General features: G+C 69.8%; 24 protein-coding genes. 17 read left to right on the top strand and 7 right to left on the bottom strand.

Translation table 11 applies throughout. The annotated features are described in order from the left end of the window. Positions 1 to 2 precede the first annotated feature (2 nt). The 5 genes from recN (at position 3) to QQX02_RS00410 (ending at position 6,229) form a co-directional block, all read left to right on the top strand. Entirely contained in the window at positions 3 to 1,703 is a 1,701-nt protein-coding gene (recN, locus tag QQX02_RS00430; RefSeq protein ID WP_301140518.1) for a DNA repair protein RecN, read from the top strand. Positions 1,704 to 1,707: 4 nt separating this feature from the next. Further along, positions 1,708 to 2,862 carry a putative cytokinetic ring protein SteA gene (steA, locus tag QQX02_RS00425; RefSeq protein WP_301140516.1) on the top strand — a complete coding sequence of 385 codons (1,155 nt, stop codon included), beginning with the start codon at positions 1,708 to 1,710 and terminating at the stop codon, positions 2,860 to 2,862. Continuing rightward, complete coding sequence (locus QQX02_RS00420) at positions 2,859 to 3,827, top strand: copper transporter (RefSeq protein ID WP_301140515.1); 969 nt, start codon at positions 2,859 to 2,861, stop codon at positions 3,825 to 3,827. Before steA ends, QQX02_RS00420 begins: the two co-directional genes overlap by 4 nt. A gap of 66 nt (positions 3,828 to 3,893) precedes the next feature. Further along, entirely contained in the window at positions 3,894 to 5,585 is a 1,692-nt protein-coding gene (pyrG, locus tag QQX02_RS00415) for a CTP synthase (protein WP_301140513.1), read from the top strand. Beyond that, on the top strand, positions 5,585 to 6,229 hold the full coding sequence (locus tag QQX02_RS00410) for an NUDIX domain-containing protein (protein ID WP_301140512.1): 645 nt from the start codon (positions 5,585 to 5,587) through the stop codon (positions 6,227 to 6,229). Before pyrG ends, QQX02_RS00410 begins: the two co-directional genes overlap by 1 nt. A gap of 28 nt (positions 6,230 to 6,257) precedes the next feature. Here the strand turns inward: QQX02_RS00410 and QQX02_RS00405 are convergent, their stop codons facing one another. Continuing rightward, a complete protein-coding gene (locus QQX02_RS00405) occupies positions 6,258 to 7,211 on the bottom strand; it encodes a COX15/CtaA family protein (protein WP_301140511.1) in 954 nt (317 codons plus the stop codon). 161 nt (positions 7,212 to 7,372) lie between these two features. On the opposite strand from QQX02_RS00405, the gene QQX02_RS00400 reads away from it, so the two are divergent. The 8 genes from QQX02_RS00400 to QQX02_RS00365 are packed head-to-tail and all read left to right on the top strand — an operon-like array spanning position 7,373 to position 13,852. Beyond that, entirely contained in the window at positions 7,373 to 8,023 is a 651-nt protein-coding gene (locus QQX02_RS00400) for a helix-turn-helix transcriptional regulator (protein ID WP_367304242.1), read from the top strand. After that, positions 8,020 to 9,462 carry a Fe-S cluster assembly protein SufB gene (gene sufB, locus QQX02_RS00395; RefSeq protein WP_436968487.1) on the top strand — a complete coding sequence of 481 codons (1,443 nt, stop codon included), beginning with the start codon at positions 8,020 to 8,022 and terminating at the stop codon, positions 9,460 to 9,462. The genes QQX02_RS00400 and sufB overlap by 4 nt, the downstream gene beginning before the upstream one ends. Next, a complete protein-coding gene (sufD, locus tag QQX02_RS00390; protein ID WP_301140508.1) occupies positions 9,459 to 10,664 on the top strand; it encodes a Fe-S cluster assembly protein SufD in 1,206 nt (401 codons plus the stop codon). The genes sufB and sufD overlap by 4 nt, the downstream gene beginning before the upstream one ends. Next, complete coding sequence (locus QQX02_RS00385) at positions 10,657 to 10,998, top strand: Rieske (2Fe-2S) protein (RefSeq protein WP_301140507.1); 342 nt, start codon at positions 10,657 to 10,659, stop codon at positions 10,996 to 10,998. Before sufD ends, QQX02_RS00385 begins: the two co-directional genes overlap by 8 nt. A 16-nt stretch (positions 10,999 to 11,014) precedes the next feature. Next, positions 11,015 to 11,770 (top strand): Fe-S cluster assembly ATPase SufC, encoded by a 756-nt coding sequence (gene sufC / locus QQX02_RS00380; protein WP_301140505.1) that lies wholly within the window; start codon positions 11,015 to 11,017, stop codon positions 11,768 to 11,770. An 8-nt stretch (positions 11,771 to 11,778) separates the two neighbouring features. After that, positions 11,779 to 13,053: a SufS family cysteine desulfurase gene (locus QQX02_RS00375; RefSeq protein ID WP_301140504.1), complete on the top strand. Its 1,275-nt coding sequence runs from the start codon at positions 11,779 to 11,781 to the stop codon at positions 13,051 to 13,053. Then, on the top strand, positions 13,050 to 13,529 hold the full coding sequence (gene sufU / locus QQX02_RS00370) for a Fe-S cluster assembly sulfur transfer protein SufU (RefSeq protein WP_301140503.1): 480 nt from the start codon (positions 13,050 to 13,052) through the stop codon (positions 13,527 to 13,529). Before QQX02_RS00375 ends, sufU begins: the two co-directional genes overlap by 4 nt. Then, on the top strand, positions 13,526 to 13,852 hold the full coding sequence (locus QQX02_RS00365; protein WP_062134265.1) for a metal-sulfur cluster assembly factor: 327 nt from the start codon (positions 13,526 to 13,528) through the stop codon (positions 13,850 to 13,852). The genes sufU and QQX02_RS00365 overlap by 4 nt, the downstream gene beginning before the upstream one ends. A 27-nt stretch (positions 13,853 to 13,879) precedes the next feature. Here the strand turns inward: QQX02_RS00365 and QQX02_RS00360 are convergent, their stop codons facing one another. Genes QQX02_RS00360 through QQX02_RS00350 form a run of 3 tightly spaced genes read right to left on the bottom strand, consistent with a single transcriptional unit; the run spans position 13,880 to position 16,095 of the window. Further along, positions 13,880 to 14,695, bottom strand: a complete 816-nt coding sequence (locus QQX02_RS00360) for an energy-coupling factor transporter transmembrane component T family protein (protein WP_301140502.1) — start codon at positions 14,693 to 14,695, stop codon at positions 13,880 to 13,882. Next, entirely contained in the window at positions 14,692 to 15,396 is a 705-nt protein-coding gene (locus tag QQX02_RS00355; RefSeq protein ID WP_301140501.1) for an energy-coupling factor ABC transporter ATP-binding protein, read from the bottom strand. The genes QQX02_RS00360 and QQX02_RS00355 overlap by 4 nt, the downstream gene beginning before the upstream one ends. 9 nt (positions 15,397 to 15,405) lie before the next feature. Beyond that, positions 15,406 to 16,095: a biotin transporter BioY gene (locus tag QQX02_RS00350; RefSeq protein WP_301140499.1), complete on the bottom strand. Its 690-nt coding sequence runs from the start codon at positions 16,093 to 16,095 to the stop codon at positions 15,406 to 15,408. 121 nt (positions 16,096 to 16,216) lie between these two features. Here QQX02_RS00350 and QQX02_RS00345 point away from each other — a divergent pair, with 121 nt between their 5' ends. After that, the gene (locus QQX02_RS00345; protein WP_436968518.1) at positions 16,217 to 17,791 is read left to right on the top strand and encodes an ABC-F family ATP-binding cassette domain-containing protein; all 1,575 of its coding nucleotides are present in this window, start codon (positions 16,217 to 16,219) and stop codon (positions 17,789 to 17,791) included. Between the two features lie 10 nt (positions 17,792 to 17,801). Here QQX02_RS00345 and QQX02_RS00340 read toward each other — a convergent pair whose 3' ends face one another. Further along, positions 17,802 to 18,710: an SURF1 family protein gene (locus tag QQX02_RS00340; protein ID WP_301140496.1), complete on the bottom strand. Its 909-nt coding sequence runs from the start codon at positions 18,708 to 18,710 to the stop codon at positions 17,802 to 17,804. A gap of 74 nt (positions 18,711 to 18,784) precedes the next feature. Here QQX02_RS00340 and fabG point away from each other — a divergent pair, with 74 nt between their 5' ends. Beyond that, positions 18,785 to 19,489, top strand: coding sequence for a 3-oxoacyl-ACP reductase FabG (fabG, locus tag QQX02_RS00335; RefSeq protein ID WP_301140495.1), 705 nt, complete (start codon positions 18,785 to 18,787; stop codon positions 19,487 to 19,489). Positions 19,490 to 19,508: 19 nt separating this feature from the next. Here fabG and QQX02_RS00330 read toward each other — a convergent pair whose 3' ends face one another. Beyond that, positions 19,509 to 20,843, bottom strand: a complete 1,335-nt coding sequence (locus QQX02_RS00330) for a uracil-xanthine permease family protein (RefSeq protein WP_301140494.1) — start codon at positions 20,841 to 20,843, stop codon at positions 19,509 to 19,511. A gap of 144 nt (positions 20,844 to 20,987) precedes the next feature. Between QQX02_RS00330 and fabI the strand changes: the two genes are divergently transcribed. Then, entirely contained in the window at positions 20,988 to 21,755 is a 768-nt protein-coding gene (gene fabI, locus QQX02_RS00325; protein ID WP_301143609.1) for an enoyl-ACP reductase FabI, read from the top strand. Positions 21,756 to 21,759: 4 nt separating this feature from the next. Next, on the top strand, positions 21,760 to 22,266 hold the full coding sequence (locus QQX02_RS00320) for a SixA phosphatase family protein (protein ID WP_301140493.1): 507 nt from the start codon (positions 21,760 to 21,762) through the stop codon (positions 22,264 to 22,266). A 133-nt stretch (positions 22,267 to 22,399) separates the two neighbouring features. Here the strand turns inward: QQX02_RS00320 and serB are convergent, their stop codons facing one another. Next, positions 22,400 to 23,032: a phosphoserine phosphatase SerB gene (gene serB / locus QQX02_RS00315; RefSeq protein WP_301140492.1), complete on the bottom strand. Its 633-nt coding sequence runs from the start codon at positions 23,030 to 23,032 to the stop codon at positions 22,400 to 22,402. Positions 23,033 to 23,042 lie beyond the last annotated feature (10 nt).

Here is a 23,042-nt window from a genome sequence, read left to right as displayed (position 1 = left end):
CCGTGCTGCATGAGCTGACCATCTCCGATCTCGGGGTGATCGAGTCCGCGCGACTCGAGTTCGGTCCAGGACTGACATGCGTGACCGGCGAGACGGGCGCGGGCAAGACGATGGTGCTGACGGGCCTGGGTCTGATCCTGGGGGCGAAGACCGTTCCCGCCACGGTGCGCACAGGGGCCGATGCGGCGGTCGCCGAGGCGATCATCGACGTCCCGGCCGCAGGGCCGCTCGCCGAGCGTCTGGCCGACGCGGGCGTCGCCGTGGAGGAGGACGGCTCGGCGGTGGTGGCCCGCACGGTGGGAGCGACCACGCGGTCGCGCGCCGTCATGGGCGGTCGCACCGTTCCGCAGACCCTGTTGGGCGAGGTCGCGGCGGAGCTGGTGACCGTGCACGGTCAGTCGGATCAGGTGCGTCTGCGCTCGCCCGCCCGCCAGCGCGACACCCTGGACGCGTACGGCGGCGCCGAGACCGCCGATGCGCGTCGCGACTACGCCGCAGCGTGGGACGAGTGGCTCACGGCCGCGGAGCGCCTGCGCCGGATGCAGGAAGGAGCCGACGCCGAGCGCGCAGAGGTGGCTCGCCTGCGCGACGACCTCGCCGCGATCGACGCTGTCGCTCCCGAGGCGGGAGAGGACGCGGCGCTCGTCGCCGAGGCCGGGGTGCTGGAGAACGCCGAGGCGGTGCGCACCGGCGCCGCGGCCGCATACGAGGCGATCGCGGGCGACGAGGCGATCACGGTGGTCGCGACGCTCGAGGCCGCTCGGCGTGCTCTCGCGGATGCGGCCAGGCATGACAGTGCGCTCGCAGCGCTCGAGGAGCGCCTCGCGGACTACTCGTACGGCGCGACGGACGTCGGCGCGGAGCTCGCCTCGTATCTCGACCGCCTGGACGCCGATCCGGGCCGTCTCGACGAGATCAACCAGCGCCGTTCCGACCTGGCGACGCTGACGCGCCGCATCGGCGTGCCGGATGTCGACGGCGTGCTCGCCTACGCCGAGCGCGCTCGTCCGCGGGTCGAGGAGGACGACGCCTGGGACGAGACTCTTGTGGCCCGTCGGGAGGACGAGGCGCGCTGCCGCGCGGCGCTCGAGGCCGCAGCCACGACTCTCCACGACGCGCGCGCCGCGGTCGGCGAGCGACTCGCGCGTGCGGTGCGCGACGAGTTGGCGCTTCTCGCGATGCCGGATGCTGACATCGCGATCGCGGTCGAGCGCACCGAGCCGACGGCGCATGGCGCCGACGTGGTGACGATGACGCTGGCGTCTCACCCGGGGGCTCCCCACCGCCCGGTCGCGGACGCGGCGAGCGGCGGCGAGTTGTCGCGCATCATGCTGGCAATCGAGGTGTCGCTCGCCGGCGCCGACCATGAGTCCGATGACACGGCGCGCACGTTCATCTTCGACGAGGTGGACGCTGGCGTCGGCGGCAAGGCGGCCGTGGCGGTCGGAAACCGACTGGCTCAGCTGGCGCGCACGCACCAGGTCATCGTCGTCACGCATCTGGCCCAGGTGGCCGCCTTCGCCGACACCCACGTGGTGGTGGCGAAATCCACCGACGGCGCGGTGACGCGTGCACAGGTGGGCGCCGTCACTGGCGAGGACCGAGTGCAGGAGATCGCACGGCTGCTGTCGGGCCAGGAGGACTCGACGACGGCACGCGCCCATGCGCTTGAGCTGTTGGAGGGCTCCGCCGTGGCACGATGACGGCATGAGCCGTTCCGACCGCACGACCAGCGGGGACGACGGCACCGTCACCGGCGCTCTGCGCATCGAACCGAGTGTGAGGACGCTGCTGCGTCGCCTGCGCCCCGGAGACGTGGCCGTCATCGACATCCTCGACCTCGATCAGCAGACCGCCGAGGCCATCGCGGAGCGTCGTCCTGCCGCCGTGGTGGACGTCCAGGCCGCGATCTCCGGCAGGTATCCGACCGGAGGGCCTCGTGTCCTCCTCGAGGCGGACATCCCGCTCATCGACGAGGTGGGCGGCGCGATCCTCGGAACCAAGGACGGCGCCCAGGCGAGCATCAGCGGGTCTCAGGTGCTGGTGGGCGGCGACGTCATCGCGGAGGGAAGGCTCGTCACGCTGGACGTGCTGACCGAGGTGATGGTCGGCGCCACCGAGGGTCTGCGCGTCCAGCTCGCGACGTTCACTGCGAATGCGATGGACCACGTCGAGCGCGAGGCGGACACGATCCTCGACGGTGCGGGCCTGCCCGACCTGGGACTCGACCTCGACGGGCGCCACGTCGTGATCGTCGCGCCCGGCCTCCGCCACCGCGAGCAGCTCACCGCGATTCGACGCTATGTCCGCGACCATCGCCCCATCCTCATCGCCGTCGGCGAGGCGGCCGATGCGACCCTCGCGCTGGCCTCGGCGCCTCACCTCATCATCGGAGACGTCGACGGCGTCGGCGATGATGCACTGCGGTCTGCTGACCGCGTGCTGCTTCACGAGCCACGTGGGGGTGCCTCGGGGCAGGCACGCGTCGACGCGCTCGGCCTCGCGCACAGCGTCTCCGACTCGGCGCTGTCGTCCGTGGCCCTCGCAATCCTGCTGGCACACGCCGGCGGGGCGTCGGTGATCGTGACGGTCGGCGTCGAGTCGTCGCTTCAGGACTACCTCGACACCTCGCAGGCCGATGCGTCGGGCACGTTCCTGGCCCGGCTCCAGGCGGGCACGAGCATCGTCGATGCGCCTGCGGTCGCGCAGGTCTACCGGCACCGCTACTCCGCCTGGACGCTCGTCCTGCTCGTCGTCTCAGGCCTCCTCGCGCTGGCCGTGGCGATCGCCTCGACCCCGGCCGGGCGGGCGTGGGTGGCTGACCTCTGGACGGCGGCGACGTCGTGGATCGGTGGCACATGATGAAGGACTTCCGTTACCACGTCGTGTCGCTCGTCGCGGTGTTCCTTGCGCTCGCGGTCGGCGTCGTGCTCGGCTCCGGTCCCATGCGGGACGCGCTCGTCGGGGACCTGTCGGACCAGATCTCCTCCCTCGAGGAGGAGGCCGAGTCGGCCCGTGCGGACGCCGATGCGGCCCAGGCGCAGACCACCACCGCACAGCAGTTCACGGACGAAGCGGCGCCAGCGCTGCTGTCGGAGACCCTGCTGGGGGTGGCGGTGGCCACCGTGGAGGTCGCCGGGCCGGATCCGCAGGACTCCTCCGGCGTCCGCGACCGGCTCGTGCAGGCGGGTGCCACCGTGGCGGCAGAGATCGTCATCGAAGAGGCGTGGACGAATCCCGACCAGACGGCCTTCCGTTCGTCGCTGGCGTCCACCATGGCTCCCAACGTGGTCGGGGTGGACGACGCGACCTCGCCCACGACGGTGCTGTCGCACGCGCTGGCACAGGCGCTCATGCCGGGCGTCCTGCCGCCCGGCTCCACCGAGGACGACCTCTCCGGAACAGACTTCCCCGATCCTGCCAACGCCGCTGAACGCTCGGCGCTGCTCCTCGACCTGCTGGTCGAGGCGGAGCTCGTCTCCGGCACCACCACTGCGCCGATCGAGTCCTTCGCGATCATCGCCGGCCCGGGCGCCGAGGACGATGCCGCCAGGGCCGAGCTGTCGAGCTCGCTCGCCGCGACCGCGGTGGTGCTGGCGGATTACACCGCAGGAGTCGCGGTCGCCTCGGGGCCCGACGCGCCCGGCGATCTGGCAAGCGCCGTGCAGAACTCTCCCGATGCATCGGCCGTCGTGGCAACGGTCGTGGAGGGCACCGACAGCTACGGCCAGATCTCGGTGCCACTCGCGATCTCCCAGGCCTTTTCTGGCACCGTCGGCCACTATGGACCGGGGGAGGGGCGCACCTTGGTGCCCCCGACGCCGTGATGAATCGGCAGACGATCGGCCTCGTCGCGATGTCGGCCACCTGAATCGCTGTTAGTGTTGAAGCCCGTGGAGCGAACGCGATTCTCGTCCGGCACGGACCATGTCACCCGTCACATCTTTGTCACGGGAGGCGTTGTGTCCTCCCTCGGCAAAGGCCTTACTGCATCGTCCTTGGGACGCCTCTTGCGCTCGCGCGGACTGCGCGTCACGATGCAGAAGCTCGATCCCTATCTCAACGTGGATCCGGGCACGATGAACCCCTTCCAGCACGGCGAGGTCTTCGTCACCGATGACGGTGCCGAGACCGACCTGGACATCGGACACTACGAACGCTTCCTCGACGTCAAGCTGTCGGCGAGCTCGAACGTCACGACCGGCCAGGTCTACTCGCAGGTGATCGCCAAGGAGCGCCGCGGCGAGTACCTGGGCGACACGGTCCAGGTGATTCCGCACATCACCGACGAGATCAAGCGCCGCATGCGCGATCAGGCGGGACCCGAGTGCGACGTCATCATCACCGAGGTGGGCGGCACCGTGGGCGACATCGAGTCGCAGCCGTTCCTCGAGGCAGCACGTCAGATCCGGCACGATGTGGGCCGCGACAATGTGTTCTTCCTGCACGTCTCGCTGGTGCCGTACATCGGCCCGTCGGGGGAGCTCAAGACCAAGCCCACCCAGCACTCGGTGGCGGCGCTGCGTTCGATCGGCATCCAGCCCGACGCGATCGTGTGCCGCGCTGATCGTGAGATCCCGCAGGCGATGAAGAACAAGATCGCCCTGATGTGCGACGTCGAGGGCGAGGCGGTCGTGACCGCCAAGGACGCCCCCAGCATCTACGACATCCCCCGCGTGCTGCACTCTGAGGGTCTGGACGCGTACGTGGTCCGGCGCCTGAACCTGCCGTTCCACGACGTCGAGTGGGGCGCGTGGCAGCAAGTCCTGGACCGCGTCCACCGCCCCCAGCACCAGGTCGAGGTCGCGTTGGTCGGCAAGTACGTCGACCTGCCGGACGCCTACCTGTCGGTGGGCGAGGCGCTGCGCGCTGGCGGCTTCCACCACAGCGCGAAGGTCAGTATCCGATGGGTCGCCTCCGACACGTGCCAGACGCCTGAGGGCGCGCAGAAGGCACTGGGCGGCGTCGACGCCGTGCTGGTGCCTGGCGGCTTCGGCGTGCGCGGCGTCGACGGCAAGATCGGCGCGCTGCGCTGGGCGCGCGAGAACCGCGTGCCCACGCTCGGCATCTGCCTGGGCCTTCAGACCATGGTCATGGAGTATGCCCGCAACGTGCTCGGCCTCGAGGGCGCCTCGAGCTCCGAGTTCGACCCGGGAACGCCGCACCCCGTGGTCGCCACCATGGAGGAGCAGCACGAGTTCATCGATGGTGAAGGCGACATGGGCGGCACCATGCGGCTGGGCGAGTACCAGGCGGTCCTCAAGGAGGGGTCGGTCGCGGCCGAGACCTACGGCGCGACCACCGTCGGCGAGCGTCACCGTCACCGCTACGAGGTCAACAACGCCTATCGCCAGCAGCTGGAGGAGGCCGGTCTCGTGGTGTCGGGGGAGTCTCCGGACCGCGAGCTGGTCGAGTTCGTCGAGCTGCCGCGCGAGACTCACCCGTATTACATCTCGACGCAGGCCCACCCCGAGTTCCTGTCGCGGCCCACGAAGGCGCACCCGCTGTTCGCCGGGCTCATCGGCGCTGCTCTCGAGGTGCGCGAGGCCGCCGCAGAGGCGACGACCGAGCCCGCGACTGCATGATGGCGGAGGCGTCGCTCGCCGATCTCCGTGCCGAGCGACCGGTCCTCGCGACCCACGAGCGCTTCGAGGGCAAAGTGTGGAACGTCGCCAGCGACGAGGTGGATCTGGGCGAGGCCGGTGAGGTGACGCGAGATTACCTACGCCACACTGGCGCCGTGGTGATCATCGCGATGGACGACGCCGACCGGGTCTACCTGGTGCGTCAATATCGCCACCCCGTCAGCGCCGAGTGCTGGGAGCCCCCCGCCGGCCTGCTCGATGTTTCGGGGGAGTCCCCGGTCGATGCGGCGCGTCGCGAACTGCACGAGGAGGCCGACCTCACCGCGTCCGAGTGGCACACGCTCGTCGACTACTACCCGTCAGGCGGGTCGAGCTCGGAGGCGGTGCGCATCTTCCTGGCCCGTGGCATCGGCGAGGTGCCCGCAGACGAGCGTCATGTGCGCACGGACGAAGAGAGCGACATGCTCGGCGCGTGGGTCGCGCTCGACGACGCCGTCGACGCGGTCATGGACGGACGCATCCACGCCTCGTCGGCCGTGGCGGGGTTCCTCGCCGCCGACCACGCGCGTCGCAGCGGGTATGCGACGCTGAGGGCGGCCGATGCGCCCTGGATGCGTCCGGAGGCGACGCGCCTTCAGCGATAGGCGACCGGCACTGGCGAGTGAGCGGCTGCTAGGCCGCAGCGGTCGGTGAGCGCCGAGCGCTCAGCAGGTAGTGCATCGCGGCGTGAGCAGCGGTGAGCGCGCCCACCCCGACCAGGTGGAGCCCCACCAGCACCTCGGGCAGACCGGTGAAGTACTGGGCGTAGCCGATGCCGCCCTGGGCGAACGTGATGATGACCAGCACCACCCATGCGCGGCGCACCTCGTCGCGACCGCCTGCTGCGTGGTGGGCGGACTCGGACACGTCGCGGCGGACCCGCCAGACGATCCACGCGAGGCACGCGACGAATGCCCACACCGCGAGAGCGTGAGCCCTGGCGATCATCGCGGGATCAAGAGAGAGCCGCTCGGTCGCATCGGCGTCCCCCGAGTGCGGACCGGCTCCGGTGGTGAGGGCGCCGAGGACGAGCAGCACCACGAGCAGGAGCGAGGACAGGCGAAGCGACCACCGCATCGGCCGCCCCGCACGCCGGGGTGCGCGTCGATATCTCAGCGCAAGCCACACCGAGTACCAGACCAGCAGCGCGGAGAGCAGCAGGTGAGGGGCTACCACGAGCGGGTGCAGCTCGACGAGCACGGTGATGCCGCCCACGACGGCCTGCAGGATCACGCCGATGCCGGGAACGAGCCCCAGCCACTTGAGGTCGGGACGGTTGCGCCATACGGCGATGGCGACCCCGAGGGCGACGATGACCAGCACGAACGTCAGCAGCCGGTTGCCGAACTCGACGGCGGGATGCAGCCAGTTCTCGCTGTGGAACTCGGGGGTGAAGCGCCCGGGCTCGCACTGCGGCCAGGTGGAGCACCCCAGTCCGGATCCCGTGAGCCGCACGACGCCACCGGTGACGATGATGCCCGCCTGCGCGAGGATGTTGGCGATGGTGAAGCCGCGTCCGTGCCGGGCGACGAGGTCGAGGACCCATGTCAGGGCGGATCGCAGGGCGTGAACGAGGCGGGATGGCACGCCCCAATCCTAGATCGCGCACCCCGAAGGTCCCGCCATCGGACGGCGCTCGGGGGCGCCGCGGGGCGTCACCGCACGCTCAGGTTAGGTCGTCCTTGCTTGCCGGGAACGAATTCAGCAACAACACTGTTGTCTAAGCACGAGACCAGAAGGAGGGCACCATCGGCAACGACACTACGCGTGACCGCGTCCTCGGTCTGATCGCGTCTGCTGGACCGATCACCGCCTCGACCCTCGCTCATGAGCTCGGCGTCACCCCGGCTGGGGTGCGTCGTCACCTGGGCGCGCTCGGTCTCGACGGCCTCATCACCGAGCACGAGCCCGCCGGTCACCACGCGCGCGGGCGGGGCCGCCCGTCCAAGTCCTACGTCGCGACGACGGAAGGACAGCAGTCGCTCGCGACGGCGTACACGTCCGTGGCCGTCGACGCGATGTCGTTCATGCGCGAGAACGGGCAGCTCGACCAGTTCGTCGAGGCCAAGATGGCCGAGCTCGAGACTGCACTCGAGGAGGCGGTCCCGGCGGACGCCCCCATGTCGGAGAGGGTCGACGCGCTGTCACGGGCGTTGGCCGACAAGGGCTTCGCCACCTCCGTGCGGCCCGGCCCCGGCGGCTACACGGTCCAGTTGTGCCAGGGGCATTGCCCCATCCAGTCCATCGCCGAGGAGGCGCCCGAGTGGTGCGAGGCGGAGACCCGGGTCTTCTCTCGCATCCTCGACGTCCACGTCCAGCGCCTGTCCACCCTGGCAGGCGGCGCCCATGTGTGCACCACGACCATCCCCGTCGCGACAGCGGCGGCCAAGGAAGGATGACTATGAGCACTCCCACCGACAAGGCTCCCGCGCAGACCGATGAGGAGATCATCGACTCGATCGGCTCATACGAGTTCGGGTGGCACGACTCCGACAGTGCCGGTGCCATCGCGGCCCGCGGCATCTCCGAAGACGTCGTGCGCAACATCTCGTCGCTGAAGGACGAGCCCGAGTGGATGCTGAACCAGCGTCTCAAGGGCTACAAGCTCTTCGGCAAGAAGCCGATGCCGCACTGGGGATCCGACCTCTCCGGCATTCACTTCGACAACATCAAGTACTTCGTGCGCTCCACCGAGAAGCAGGCCACCAGCTGGGAGGACCTGCCCGAGGACATCAAGCGCACGTACGACAAGCTCGGCATCCCCGAGGCGGAGAAGCAGCGCCTGGTCTCCGGCGTCGCGGCGCAGTACGAGTCCGAGGTCGTCTACCACCAGATCCGCGAGGACCTGGAGGAGCAGGGCGTCATCTTCATGGACACCGACACCGCGCTGAAGGAGCACCCGGAGCTGTTCGAGCAGTACTTCGGCACCGTGATCCCCGCCGGCGACAACAAGTTCGCTGCGCTCAACACAGCTGTGTGGTCGGGCGGATCGTTCGTGTACGTCCCCCCGGGCGTCCACGTCGACATCCCGCTGCAGGCCTACTTCCGCATCAACACGGAGAACATGGGCCAGTTCGAGCGCACGCTGATCATCGCGGACGAGGGTTCGTACGTGCACTACGTCGAGGGCTGCACCGCGCCGATCTACACGTCGGACTCGCTGCACTCGGCCGTCGTCGAGATCATCGTCAAGAAGAACGCCCGCGTGCGCTACACGACCATCCAGAACTGGTCGAACAACGTGTACAACCTCGTCACCAAGCGCGCCACGGCCGCCGAGGGCGCCACCATGGAGTGGGTCGACGGCAACATCGGCTCGAAGGTCACCATGAAGTACCCGGCGATCTGGCTGCTCGGCGAGCACGCTCGCGGCGAGACGCTGTCGATCGCCTTCGCAGGCGAGGGCCAGCACCAGGACGCGGGCGCCAAGATGGTGCACGCCGCTCCCAACACGTCGAGCTCGATCGTCTCCAAGTCGGTCGCGCGCGGCGGGGGTCGCACCAGCTACCGCGGTCTCGTCCAGGTGCTCGAGGGCGCCAAGGGCTCCAAGTCCAACGTGCTGTGCGACGCGCTGCTCGTCGACCAGATCAGCCGGTCCGACACCTACCCATATGTCGACGTGCGCGAGGACGACGTCAGCATGGGCCACGAGGCGTCCGTCTCGAAGGTGTCCGAGGACCAGCTGTTCTACCTGATGTCCCGAGGCATGACCGAGACCGAGGCCATGGCCATGATCGTGCGCGGGTTCGTCGAGCCCATCGCGCGCGAACTGCCCATGGAGTACGCGCTCGAGCTGAACCGCCTCATCGAACTGCAGATGGAAGGATCCGTCGGTTGACCGTCACTGATCACACCCGAGCCACCGCCGACGCCGCGCACACGCACGGCCTCGCCGCTCCCACCCCCGACGCGTCGCGCGCGGACCGTCCCACGTCCTTCGACGTGGACGCGTTCGCGATGCCGACCGGGCGCGAGGAGGACTGGCGGTTCTCCGCCGTCCGCGACCTCGCACCCGTCCTGAAGGACGTCGACGCCGGCGGCACCCTCGACTGGAGCGTCCCCGACCTCCCCGAGGGCGTCACGCTGACCGACCTGGACGTGGCGAGCGCGCGTGAGCGCTCCGTCCGCGCCCCAGGCGACCGCGCATCGGCCGTCGCCGCTGCTCACTCCGGCGGAGCGAAGGTGCTGGCGATCGCGCCGGGCACCATCGTCGACAAGCCGATCACCATCACGGTGACCGGGAACGGCGCCGACGCACGCGGCCACCTCCTGGTCGAGGCAGGCACCAACTCGGAGGCTGCGGTCGTCATCGAGCGCAAGGGCTCCGCGACGTACTCCGAGTTCGTCTCGGTGGACCTCGGCGCGAACGCCGGCCTCAAGCTCGTCCTGCTCCAGATGTGGGAGGCCGATGCGGTGCACGCGGGAGAGGTCGTCGCCCGTCTGGGCCGCGACTCGCGCCTGCGCGGCTCGGTCGTCACGCTCGGCGGAAAGGTGGTCCGTCTCAACACGTCGGTCGCCTTCGCCGGCGAGGGGGCCAGGGTCGACCTGTTCGGCCTGTACTTCGCGGACTCGGGCCAGCACCAGGAGCACCAGCTGTTCGTGGACCACGCGGTGCCGCGCTGCACCTCGCGCGTCACCTACAAGGGTGCGCTGGCGGGAGCCACGGCTCGCACCGTGTGGATCGGCGACGTGCTGATCCGCAAGGAGGCCGAGGGCACCGACACGTACGAGCTCAACCGCAACCTCGTGCTCTCCGACGGCGCTCGCGCCGACTCGGTGCCGAACCTCGAGATCGAGACCGGTGAGATCGAGGGAGCGGGCCACGCATCCGCGACCGGCCGGTTCGACGACGAGCAGATGTTCTACCTGCGTTCGCGTGGCATCTCCGAGGACCTCGCGCGCAAACTCGTCGTCCGTGGCTTCTTCGCCGACCTGGTGCAGGAGATCGGTGTGCCCGAGGTCGAGCAGGGCCTCATGGACGCGATCGAGCTCGAGCTGGAGCACGTCAACGAGGAACTGTCAGAGGGCGACCATGGCTGAGCAGTTCGCGTGCGACGTGACGGCTCTCGAGCCGGGGTCCGCACTGCAGACCGACCTCACGCTGGCGGACGGCACGGACACGCCGGTCGCGGTCGTCCGTACCGATGACGGCGACTACTACGCCATCGGCGGCATGTGCACGCACGGCGAGGTTCCGCTCGGCGAGGGCGACGTCGACGGCTGCCACCTCGAGTGCTGGGCGCACGGGAGCCGCTTCGATGTGCGCACGGGCGTCCCTGACGAGCTGCCCGCGATCGACCCCGTCGCCACCTACCCCGTCCGCATCGACGGCGAGCGCGTGCTCGTCGACGTCGACAACCCCCTGTCTTCTTAAGAGTTTGGAGCAACACATGAGCACCCTGGAAATCAAGAACCTCCACGTGAGCGTGGATACGCCTGAGGGCACCAAGGAGATCCTGAAGGGCGTGGACCTCACCATCAACTCTGGTGAGACGCACGCCATCATGGGTCCCAACGGCTCGGGGAAGTCCACGCTGGCCTACTCGGTCGCCGGACACCCCAAGTACCAGATCACCGACGGCGAGGTGCTGCTCGACGGCGAGAACGTGCTCGACATGAGCGTCGACGAGCGCGCCAAGGCGGGCCTGTTCCTCGCGATGCAGTACCCGGTCGAGGTCCCCGGCGTCTCGGTGTCCAACTTCCTTCGGACGGCGAAGACCGCGCTCGACGGCGAGGCACCCAAGCTGCGCCACTGGGTCAAGGACATGAAGGCCTCGATGGAGCAGCTGCGGATGGACCCCGCGTTCGCCGAGCGCAACGTCAACGAGGGCTTCTCCGGCGGCGAGAAGAAGCGCCACGAGATCCTCCAGATGGAGCTCCTGCAGCCCAAGATCGCGATCCTCGATGAGACGGACTCAGGACTCGACGTGGATGCGCTCCGGATCGTGTCCGAAGGCGTGAACCGCGTCAAGGAGACCACCGGCCTGGGCGTCATGATGATCACGCACTACACGCGGATCCTCCGTTACATCAAGCCCGACTTCGTGCACGTCTTCGTGGACGGACGCATCGCCGAAGAGGGCGGCCCCGAGCTCGCCGAGCAGCTTGAGGCCGAGGGCTACGACCGGTTCCTGGCGAGCGCGTAAGGACCCCCATGCTGCTGCCCGATCTGCGCGACGACTTCCCGCTCCTGGCCCGCACGGTCAGGAACGGGAAGCCGCTCGTGTACCTGGATTCGGGAGCGACCTCGCAGAAGCCCCGTGTCGTGCTCGACGCGGAGCGGGACTTCTACGAGCATCACAACGGCGCGGTCGCGCGTGGTGCCCACCTGCTGGCGGAGGAGGCGACCGACCTCTTCGAAGGCGCGCGCTCTGACGTCGCCACGCTGGTGGGCGCCGCACAGGACGAGATCGTGTGGACCGAGAACGCGACTGCGGCGCTGAACCTCGTCGCCAGCGGCATCGGCAACGCGTCTGCCGGCATCGGCGGGGCCGAGGCCGAGCGCTTCCGCATCGGCCCCGGCGACGAGATCTGCGTCACCGAGACCGAGCACCACGCGAACCTGGTGCCATGGCAGGCTCTCGCGATCCGCACGGGTGCGACCCTGAGATGGATCCCGGTCGACGACGACGGCCGGATGATCCTCGATCACCTGGAGACACACGTGAACGAGCGCACCAAGGTGCTCGCGTTCACGCACGTCTCGAACATCACCGGCGTGATCTCGCCGGTCGCCACGTTGGTGGCGCGCGCGAAGGCGGTCGGCGCACTCACGGTGCTCGACGGCTGCCAGTCGGTGCCTCACCTCCCCGTGGACGTGAAGGCGCTCGACGTGGACTTCATGGCCCTCAGCGCGCACAAGATGCTCGGTCCCACCGGCATCGGCGCTCTGTATGGGCGCAAGGCGCTCCTGGACGCGCTGCCGCCGAGCATCTTCGGCGGTGGAGCGGTGAAGACCGTCACGATGGAGGAGACCTCCTGGCTCGAGGCGCCGATGCGCTTCGAGGCGGGCACGCAGCCCGTCGCCCAAGCCGTCGGCATGGGTGCCGCCGCGCGGTACCTCATGGGCATCGGCATGGACCGCGTCGAGGCTCACGAGCGCGACATCGCCACGATCCTGCGCGGAGGAGTCGCCGAGATTCCCGGCGTGCGCCTGCTCGGGCCGGTCGGCGACGCCGACTCCCGCGACGTCATCGCCATCGCGGCGGTGGCGGTGGACGGCGTGCACACGCACGACGTGGGCCAGGTGCTCGACGATGCTGGCGTGGCGGTGCGCGTGGGGCACCACTGCGGCCAGCCCCTGCACCGCCGGTTCGGGCTGACGGGCTCGACCCGCGCCAGCGCCCACGTGTACACCACCCTGGATGATGCGCGCGCGTTCGTCGACGCGCTCGCGACCGTCCCTGCCTTCTTTGGAGTGAGAGCATGAGCACCACGAGCGGCTCCAGCGGACTGGAGCAGATGTACCAGCAGGTCATCATGGACCACGCGCGTGCGCCCCATGGGCGCGGGCTGGTGGACGTCGACCTTCCTGCGACGGGGGAGTCCCACCAGGTGAACACCACGTGCGGAGACGAGATCCGCCTGCGCGTGGGTCTCGACGGCGACCGCATCTCCTCGCTGTCGTGGGAGGGCCAGGGCTGCTCGATCTCCCAGGCGTCCGTGTCCGTGCTGCACGAACTCGTCGAGGGCGAGAGCCTGGCCGAGGCGGATCTTACGATGGACGCCTTCCGCGAGCTCATGCAGTCCAAGGGTCAGCCCCTGGACGAGACCAAAGAAGACCTGCTCGGCGACGCCACCGCGTTCGTCGGAGTGGGCAAGTATCCGGCACGCATCAAGTGCGCCATGCTGGGATGGATGGCGTTCAAGGACGCTGTGATCCAGGCACGAAAGGACGAATCATGACCGAGACCAAGACCCCTGCCAACGCGGCGGACGTCGAAGAGGCCATGCGCGACGTGATCGATCCCGAGCTGGGGATCAACGTCGTCGATCTGGGACTCGTCTACGGCGTCTCGCTCGACGAGAATCAGCACGCCGTCATCGACATGACGCTCACGTCGGCAGCCTGCCCACTGACTGACGTGCTCGAGGACCAGACGGGCCAGGCGCTGGAGGGAATCGTCGACGGCTTCCGCATCAACTGGGTGTGGATGCCGCCGTGGGGCCCCGACAAGATCACCGACGACGGCCGCGATCAGCTGCGGGCGCTCGGCTTCAACGTCTAGACCGAGCCGAGCTGGGACCGCGCCACGCTACTTCGGTGCGGTCCCCGCCTCGCCGGCGTCCCCGGGAGACGTCGCCGACAGCAGGTCGAACGCGTCCTGGCGTGACATGGTCTCGCCGGCCGATGCCGGTGCCGCAGCGCCAGCATTCGCGCCCGGGGAATCCTTGGCCTGCTTCTTCGCGCGCTTCAGGACTCGCGCCTCGGCGGCCTTCGCCGCTCGCGACTGACGCTTCTCGCGTGCCTCCTCCGCGATGCCGCGTGCGTGGAGCGCCTGCCCCAGCTGCAGTGAGAAGCCGACCGTGCGCGTGGTGGTGGGGAACACGACCGCTCGGATCGATCGGTCGAGCCCGCGCGCACGCGCAGCCTGGCGCGACTCCAGGTACATCCTCGCCACCTCGGGCAGCGCCCGCAGCATCAGCGCGAACATCAGGCCAAGCGTCTCGGGTGGCAGCAGGAACCGGATCGGTCGGGCGGCCCACGACACGAAGTCGAGCATGGCCTCCATCGAGGTCGAGCAGGTGACGGCGAGCGCCAGCGCGACGATGCCGATCAGGTCCGCGGAGATGTCGATCGCCCGCGCATAGTCCCCGCGCCACAGGTGAAGGCTCGAGCTCAGCGCCGCGACGATGGCCGTGCCCAGCAGCGCGAGCAGGGTCGCGCGTGGCGGCGGCTCGGTGCTGAGCAGCAGCAGGAGACACGCGCACATGATGCCGACAGACGTGACGGGATCGCCGATGGCGACGGTCACGATCGCGAGGGTCACGAGCATGAGCACCTTGAACCACGCCGGAGCGGAGTGCAGAGGCGTGCGGCGCGGCCGGTACAGGCCGAGCATCGAGATCACGCGGAGTCCCTCCGCACGCGACCGAACATGAGGTCCCGGTAGTACGCGACAGCCTCGACCGGCGAACCGTCGAAGGCGACGGCGCCCTCGTCGATCACGAGCGTGCGCTCGGCCCTGGCCGCGGAGTCGAGATCGTGGGTGACCTCGATGAGCTGGACGGGCAGTGAGCGCAGCAGTGAGCCGATGTGTGCGCGCCACCGCAGGTCGAGCAGGGTGGTGGGCTCATCGGCCACGAGCACTCGCGGCGTCACCGCCAGCACGCCCGCCATGGCGAGCAGCTGGCGCTGGCCGCCCGAGAGCGCGCTCACGGAGACGTCGGCGCGGTCGCCCAGGCCGAACTCCTCGAGAGCGGCGAGGGCGGCGGCGGTGCGCTCGTGCTTGTTCTTGATGGTGCGCCGGAGCGACAGCATCACGTCCTCGATCGCCGTGGGCATGATGAGCTGCGCGGACGGGTCCGTGAACAGGAACCCGACCATGCGGCGCACGCGTGGCCCGTGCTTGGCCACATCGAGCCCCTCGACCTCGACGGAGCCCTCCGATGGCAGCACCAGCCCATTGATGAGTCGCACCAGCGTGGACTTGCCGCCGCCGTTGGCGCCGACGATGGAGATGTGCCGTTCAGTGAGCGTGAGGCTGGTCGGTTCCAGGATGGGCACGCCGGAATCGGGCGCGACCACGGCCGCGTCCTTGAATTCGATCATGCGTCAAGGCTAAGCGGTCGCGGCCGTTTCGCGCTTCACTGCCGCCCCGCGGAGCGCAGGAGCCGGCATCAACTGGGGGTAGGCGCGGTGGATGACGGCGGCCGCGAGCGCGGCAAGGGCCACCTTGACGAGGTCGCCAGGCAGGAACGGCACCACGCCCACCGTCAGCGCGTTCGCGCACTCCTCCGACACGCTCCAGAGGTTGTCGCAGCCCGCGGGGGGCAGCACGGGCAGTCCGGTGCGCGCGGCGAGCCACGGCACTCCGACGGCGTAGATGACCGGGATGGACACGAGGCCGGGGCCGATCAGCGCGAGGAACGTGAGAGGTCCGCGGCGGCGGCGCCACGTCACGAGCGCGCCGACGACGACGGTGGCGGCCAGCATGCCCACCAGGTATCCGCCGGTGGGGCCCGCGAACACGCTGGGGCCGCCGCGGAAGTTGGCGAAGATCGGCGCGCCGGCGAGCCCCACCACGAGGTACAGCGACATGGCGGCGGCCGCGCGCCAGGGGCCCAGTGCGAGGGCGGCGAGCACCACTGCGAAGGTCTGCAGCGACAGCGGCACTCCGAAGGCGAGCGTGACCTCTGGCACGGCAGTGGAGGCCGCGATGAACGCGGCGAAGACGGCGACCAGGGCGACGGTCGGGCCGTTCAGGTGGCGGTGCATGAGGTTCCCCTCCTCTGGGACAATGGTTTCCAAGCGCACACGCTACTGGCGGGGACATCGGTCTCTCGCCGTGTGCAGAAACTCTGTGGACACCCCACAACACACGTGTCACCACCCGGAAGGACATTCGTTGATTGCCGCCCAGGAGCTCGAGATGCGCATCGGCGCCCGGGTGCTGCTGCACCCCACGTCGTTCCACGTGAACGCAGGCGACCGCATCGGCCTGGTGGGCCGCAACGGAGCGGGAAAGACCACCCTGACGAAGATCCTTGCGGGGGAGGGGCTTCCCTCCTCGGGCAAGGTCGTGACCAAGGGACTCCTGGGATACCTGCCCCAGGACCCCCGCACCGGTGACCTCGAGCAGCTCGCCATGGATCGGATCCTCGCGGCGCGTGACCTGGCCGGTCTCGCCGCCAAGATGCGCGAGGCCGAGCAGGCGATGGCCAGCGAGGATGACGCGGTCCGGGACAAGGCGATGGACCGGTATCCGAAGATCGAGGAGCGGTTCCGTGCGGCCGGGGGATACGCCGCCGAGGCGGAGGCCTCCCGCATCGCCGCCAACCTCGGGCTCGACGAGCGCATCCTCGCTCAGGAGGTGGGCGTGCTGTCCGGAGGTCAGCGCCGCCGTGTCGAGCTCGCCCGTGTGCTGTTCTCCGGGGCCGAGACGCTGCTGCTCGATGAGCCGACGAACCACCTGGACGCGGACTCGATCGCGTGGCTGCGCGACTTCCTGGTGCAGTACTCGGGTGGACTGATCGTGATCTCCCACGATGTGACGCTGGTGCGCGCGACCGTGAACAAGGTCTTCCACCTGGATGCGAACCGGGGCGTCATCGACCAATACGCGATGGGATGGGACCTCTACCTTCAGCAGCGCGAGGACGACGAGAAGCGTCGCCACCGCGAGCGCCGCAACGCGGAGAAGAAGGCAGGAGAGCTGCTCGCGCAGGCCGACAAGATGCGCGCCAAGGCCTCCAAGGCCGTGGCCGCGCAGAACATGGCCAAGCGTGCGGAGCGGCTGCTCTCCGAGACCGAGGCCACGCGCCAGAGCGACAAGGTCGCCTCGCTGCGCTTCCCCACGCCTGCCCCGTGCGGCAAGACGCCGTTGCGGGCATACGAGCTGTCCAAGTACTACGGGTCGCTCGAGGTCTTCACCGACGTCGAGCTCGCGATAGACCGTGGATCCAAGGTGGTGGTGCTCGGACTCAATGGCGCCGGCAAGACCACGCTCCTGCGCCTGCTCAGTGGCGTCGAGACTCCTGACACCGGCTACATCGAGGCGGGCCACGGCCTCAAGCTCGGGTACTACGCCCAGGAGCACGACATGCTCGACATGAATGCGACCGTGGGGGAGAACATGGCGCATGCCGCGCCCGATCTCGGCGAGACCGAGGTGCGCAAGGTGCTCGGCTCGTTCCTGTTCAGCGGGGACGATGCGGACAAGCCCGCGCGGGTGCTGTCCGGTGGCGAGAAGACCAGACTCGCGCTCGCCACGCTGGTGGTGAGCCAGGCCAACGTGCTGCTGCTCGACGAGCCCACCAACAACCTGGATCCCGCCTCTCGAGCCGAGATCCTTCACGCCCTGAACTCCTACGAGGGTGCCGTGGTGCTCGTCACGCACGACGAGGGCGCCGCCGAGGCGCTCGAACCCGAGCGCGTGCTGCTGCTGCCCGATGCTGACGAGGACCTGTGGAACGACGCCTACCGGGACCTCATCGCGCTCGCGTGATCGACGCGCTCTAGAGCGCGTCCTCGATCTCCTCGTCGGAGGGGCCCTTGCGGCGACGCCGGGATGCGGCCGATGCGCGGGCGGGCTCGCGCGGCGCGCTCACCGCGGTCGGCGGCGGCAGGGGCGCACCGGCGCCGTCCGCGAGGGGGCTTCCGTCCGCGATCCGCTCGTCCGCCGTCCGTTCATCAGCGACGAGGCGATCGCGGCGCAGCAGCAGGATGCCGCCTGCCGGGGCCATCGCGGCGAACAGCCACCACTGCCACGCGTAGGACAGGTGGGGACCCACGGACAGTTCGGGCAGGGGCACCGGGGCGCCCACAGGGGTCTCGGCGCAGCCGCCGTCGTCGCAGATCTCGCGGAGCATGCCGTAGCCCGGGACGGGATCGCCGGCGGGCTCGGGCAGCTGGGCGGGCGTGATGCGCGTGATGCTGTCTCCTGCGCCCTTGCCGTCGTCGGGCTCCCACTCGCGCAGCACCGCCGTCACGGTGACGCGCTGTGTCGCGTCGAGGTCGGGCACGGCGGGGTCCTCGGTGGGGCCCGGCTGGCGGATCCAGCCCAGGTCCACGAGGAACGATCGGCCGTCGTCCGTGTCGAGCCATGCGAGGTACTGCCACGCGGGAGTGCTCTCCACCGGCCGCGTGCGCAGCACGGTCAGCGAGCCCGGGTCGACGATGCCGGTGGCGGTGACCGTCCGCCATTGCGTGCCCGACGGGAGCGCCGTCGCGCCCCGGGGGGCCACCTCGCCCACCTCCACCGGGCCGAGGTCCGCGGCCGCCTCGAAGTCCGCGACGGCATCGGCCCTCTCGACGTGACGTCCGTACTGCCAGAAGCCGAGCATCACGGCGACGGCAGCGACGGACAGCGCGATCGCCATCGTGAGGACGATGCGCATCACGCTGGGGTGGCGGGCGGAAGGCACCCCACGATGCTAGTCGGCACCGGCGCACGCTTCGGTGCCTCGCCTCCCCGGCCATTCGCGCTACCGTGGCGCCCATGACTCGACACGTCCTCGTCACCGGGGCGAACCGCGGCATCGGCCGCGCGATCGCCGAATCCTTCGTCGCCGCCGGCTTCACGGTGAGTTCGATCCATCGCAGCGGCGAACTGCCCGAGGGCGTCGACGGCGCCATCGCGGACATCACCGACACCGACGCCGTGAACGCCGCCTTCGACGCGCTCGAGGAGCGCCACGGCCGCGTCGAGGTGCTCGTCGCCAACGCGGGCATCACGCGCGACGGGCTCCTCATGCGCATGTCGGACGAGGACTTCGAGACGGTCCTCGACACGAACCTCACGGGCACCTTCCGGTGCGTGCGGCGCGCCACGCAGTCGATGGTGCGCCAGCGCTTCGGTCGGATCGTGCTCGTCGGCTCGGTGGTGGGCCTCATGGGCAACCCGGGACAGGTCAACTACTCGGCGTCCAAGTCCGCACTCGTGGGCATGGCGAGGTCGATCACGCGCGAGGTCGGCGCCCGCGGCATCACCGCGAACGTGATCGCGCCCGGCTTCATCACGACGGACATGACGGACGACCTGGGCGCGGACCTCGTCAAGCAGTACGAGGCGAACATCCCCGCCAAGCGCTTCGGCAGCACCGATGACGTCGCCGCGGCCGCGCTGTACCTCGCCTCCGACGGCGCGGGCTACGTCTCAGGGGCCGTGATCCCGGTCGACGGCGGCCTGGGCATGGGTCACTGACCGGGCCGAGGCGTCCGCGCTAGCGGGTCTGCTCCGCGGGCTCGGCGTCGCCGGCTCCATGGTCGCCCGCCACGTAGGCGGGCGAGGCCACGGCCTGGTCGGCGCCGCGCCAGCGGGTCACGGCCGCCATCAGGTGATAGGTCACGAGGGCGGCCGCCGTACCCAGCACGATGCCGCCGAAGGTCATGTCCCCGGCGGTCCAGGTGTAGTCCGCCGCACCGATGATGAGCGCGATGCCGGCCGGCATCAGGTTCACCGGGTTGCCGAAGTCGACGGAGCCCTGGGCCCAGATGCGGGCGCCGAGCACCGCGATCATGCCGAACAGGACCGTCGCGAGGCCGCCCAGCACGCCGGGAGGGGTCGCCGCGATGAGCGCGCCGAACTTGGGCGACAGGCTCAGCAGCAGCGCGAACAGCGCGGCGAACCAGTACGCGGCGGTCGAGTACACCCGGGTCGCCGCCATCACACCGATGTTCTCGGCGTACGTCGTGGTGCCCGATCCGCCGCCGAGGCCGGCCACGGTGGTCGCGACGCCGTCCGCGAGAAGCGCGCGTCCGGTGATCGGGTCGAGGTCGTCGCCCGTCATGGCGGCGACGGACTTCACGTGGCCGATGTTCTCGGCGATCAGCACGAACAGCACCGGCACGAACATCGCCAGCACTGACAGGTCGAACTCGGGCGCATGGAAGTCGGGGAGCCCCACCCAGGAGGCCTGCGAGACGCCCGTCAGGTCGTACTCGCCCCGCAGCGCGGCGACGAGGCAGCCGACGGCCGTGCCGAGCAGGATGGACAGCCGGCCGAGGATGCCGCGGAACAGCACCGTGATGAGCACCACGGCGACCCCCGACACGAGGGCGGTGCCCAACGACTCCTGCACCATGCCCCAGGCGGCGGGCGCGAGGTTGAGGCCGATGAGCATCACGATCGCGCCGGTGACGACCGGCGGCATTGTGAGCTCGATCCACCGGGTCCCGGAGACGTGCACGACCACGCCGACGAGGGCCAGGAGCAGCCCGGTCATCACGAGGCCGCCCAGCGCGACGCCCATGCCGCCCGCACCCATCGCGGCGGTGATGGGAGCGATGAAGGCGAAGCTCGAGCCGACGTACGACGGCAGCCTGTTGCCCGTGATCAGCAGGAAGATGACGGTGCCCACTGCGGAGAAGAAGATCGTCGCGGTGGGAGGGAAGCCGGTCAGCACCGGCACGATGAACGTGGAACCGAACATCGCGAGCACGTGCTGAGCGCCGATGCCGATGGTGCGCGGCCACGTGAGGCGCTCTCGTGGGCGCACGGCGCCGTCGGGGGCGATGGACTTGCCGTCGCGATGCAGGGTCCAGGACATCATGCTCATCGGTTCTCCTCTGGTGACGTGCCACGCCTGCGTGCGGCCCGCGCACAATCTAGCGACTCGAGCGCCGTCGGCGTGGGACCGTGGCCCCATGACACCCGCCCAGGTGCGCAGCCGCTAGGCTTCGGGCGAGGAGGAATGACATACATGGGCATGCTTGATGGCAAGAACATTCTGGTGACCGGCGTCCTCACGGAGGGGTCGATCGCGTTCGAGGTGGCACGGCTGTGCCAGGACCAGGGCGCGACGGTGGTCCTGACCGGCATGGGACGCACCCTCAAGATCACCCAGGCGATGGGTCGCCGGCTGCCGGCGGCCGCGCCCGTGGTCGAACTCGACGTCACGAATCCGGATCACCTCGCGGCGCTCGCGGACCAGGTGCGCGAGCACGTGCCGCACCTGGACGGCGTGGTGCACTCGATCGGCTTCGCTCCGCAGTCCGTCATGGGCGGGAACTTCATGTCGGGGGAGTGGGAGGACGTCGCGACCGCGATGCACATCTCCGCGTACTCTCTCAAGGCCCTCGCGCAGGCGGCGCTGCCTCTCATGACTCAGGGCGGCTCGATCGTGGGACTGACCTTCGACGGTCGCTTCGCGTGGCCGGTCTACGACTGGATGGGCGTGGCGAAGGCCTCGTTCGAGGCCGTCAGCCGGTACCTGGCGCGCGACCTCGGTCCCCAGGGGATCCGCTGCAACCTAGTCTCCGCCGGCCCGATCAAGACCACGGCCGCGCGCCACATCCCTGGCTTCGACCAGATGGAGAGCGTGTGGGCGGAGCGCGCACCGCTCGGCTGGGACTCCGAGGCGACTGAGCCGACCGCACGCGCAGTCACCGCGCTGCTCAGCGATTGGTTCCCCGCGACCACCGGCGAGATGATTCACGTCGACGGCGGCGTCCACGCGATGGGACAGTAGGGGCATGCCCACACTGATCATCGCTCGTCACGCCAAGGCCGAGGCCCCCGCTCCTGGTCTGCAGGACATGGACCGCACCCTCGCACTCATCGGCCGCAAGGCGTCCACGAAGCTCGGCGAGGAGATCGCCGCAGCCGGGCTGAAGCCCGCGCTCGCGCTGGTGTCTCCCGCCACGCGCACTCAGCAGACGTGGAAGCTCATGTCCTCGTCGCTCCCGGACTGCGAGAGCCGCTCGGTCGACGGACTGTATGAGACTGATGTCGAGGGTCTGGTGGAGATCGTGAATGCGATCGAGGGCGTCGACACGGCGATCCTCGTGGGACACGAGCCCACCTCCTCGGCCGCCGCAGCGTTCTTCGCTGGGGTCGGTTCCGACACCACCGCGCTCAAGCGCGTCGCGCACGGCCTGCCCACGGGCACCGCCGCCGTTCTCGAGTTCGACGGATCCTGGGCGGACCTCGGCTCGCGTCAGGCCCGCATGACCGTGGTGCTGTCCGGCCGCGACGTCTGACGGCAGCGAGCTACCGTCGCACTCACGCTCGACGTTCGCCGGTGCCGAGCTAGCGCTCGACGTTCGCTGGGGCCGAGCTAGCGCTCGACGTTCGCTGGGGCCGAGCTAGCGCTCGACGTTCGCTGGGGCCGAGCTAGCGCTCGATGACCTCCAGGACGGCGTCCAGGCGCGGGGCGTTGACGGCGATGTCTGCTTGGCTCTGGACGAGGGGCTTCGCGTTGAACGCGATGCCCAGCCCCGCCGCTGCCATCATGTCCAGGTCGTTCGCGCCGTCGCCCACCGCCACCGCATCGGCCGGAGAGATCCCCAGCTCGGCGCAGAACTCACGCAGGGCCTGAGCCTTGGCCGCCCGGTCGATGACCGGGCCCACCGTGCGGCCGGTGAGGCGCGTATCGGCCGTCTCGAGCCTGTTCGCGCGGAAGCGCTCGATGCTCAGACGTGCGGCGAGCGGTGCGACCACCTCGGCGAAGCCGCCCGAGACCAGCGCGGCCGTCCAGCCCTCGGACTGGAGGGTGCCCACCAGATTCTCGGCGCCAGGAGTGAACTGCACCTCGTCGAGCACCTCGGCGAACACCGTGTCGGGCACTCCCTCGAGCGTGGCGACACGCTGACGCAGCGACTCGGCGAAGTCGATCTCTCCGCGCATGGCGGCATCGGTCACAGCGGCCACCTCGGCCTCGGTGCCCGCGCGTCTGGCGATGAGCTCGATGACCTCGGCGGTGATCAGCGTGGAATCGACATCCAGGACGATGAGCCGTCCGGTCATGCCGCGGCCG

Origin of the sequence: Demequina muriae (assembly GCF_030418295.1) — a bacterium.
GTDB lineage: Bacteria > Actinomycetota > Actinomycetes > Actinomycetales > Demequinaceae > Demequina > Demequina muriae.
This window is presented reverse-complemented; position numbering and strand designations above follow the sequence as displayed.

Coding starts and splice junctions, on each gene's coding strand:
- steA (WP_301140516.1), top strand. CDS start 1,708: ATGAGCCGTTCCGACCGCACGACCAGCGGGGACGACGGCACCGTCACC.
- QQX02_RS00420 (WP_301140515.1), top strand. CDS start 2,859: ATGATGAAGGACTTCCGTTACCACGTCGTGTCGCTCGTCGCGGTGTTC.
- QQX02_RS00410 (WP_301140512.1), top strand. CDS start 5,585: ATGGCGGAGGCGTCGCTCGCCGATCTCCGTGCCGAGCGACCGGTCCTC.
- sufB (WP_436968487.1), top strand. CDS start 8,020: ATGACTATGAGCACTCCCACCGACAAGGCTCCCGCGCAGACCGATGAG.
- QQX02_RS00385 (WP_301140507.1), top strand. CDS start 10,657: ATGGCTGAGCAGTTCGCGTGCGACGTGACGGCTCTCGAGCCGGGGTCC.
- sufC (WP_301140505.1), top strand. CDS start 11,015: ATGAGCACCCTGGAAATCAAGAACCTCCACGTGAGCGTGGATACGCCT.
- QQX02_RS00375 (WP_301140504.1), top strand. CDS start 11,779: ATGCTGCTGCCCGATCTGCGCGACGACTTCCCGCTCCTGGCCCGCACG.
- sufU (WP_301140503.1), top strand. CDS start 13,050: ATGAGCACCACGAGCGGCTCCAGCGGACTGGAGCAGATGTACCAGCAG.
- QQX02_RS00365 (WP_062134265.1), top strand. CDS start 13,526: ATGACCGAGACCAAGACCCCTGCCAACGCGGCGGACGTCGAAGAGGCC.
- QQX02_RS00355 (WP_301140501.1), bottom strand. CDS start 15,396: ATGATCGAATTCAAGGACGCGGCCGTGGTCGCGCCCGATTCCGGCGTG.
- QQX02_RS00345 (WP_436968518.1), top strand. CDS start 16,217: ATGCGCATCGGCGCCCGGGTGCTGCTGCACCCCACGTCGTTCCACGTG.
- fabG (WP_301140495.1), top strand. CDS start 18,785: ATGACTCGACACGTCCTCGTCACCGGGGCGAACCGCGGCATCGGCCGC.
- QQX02_RS00330 (WP_301140494.1), bottom strand. CDS start 20,843: ATGAGCATGATGTCCTGGACCCTGCATCGCGACGGCAAGTCCATCGCC.
- fabI (WP_301143609.1), top strand. CDS start 20,988: ATGGGCATGCTTGATGGCAAGAACATTCTGGTGACCGGCGTCCTCACG.
- QQX02_RS00320 (WP_301140493.1), top strand. CDS start 21,760: ATGCCCACACTGATCATCGCTCGTCACGCCAAGGCCGAGGCCCCCGCT.
- serB (WP_301140492.1), bottom strand. CDS start 23,032: ATGACCGGACGGCTCATCGTCCTGGATGTCGATTCCACGCTGATCACC.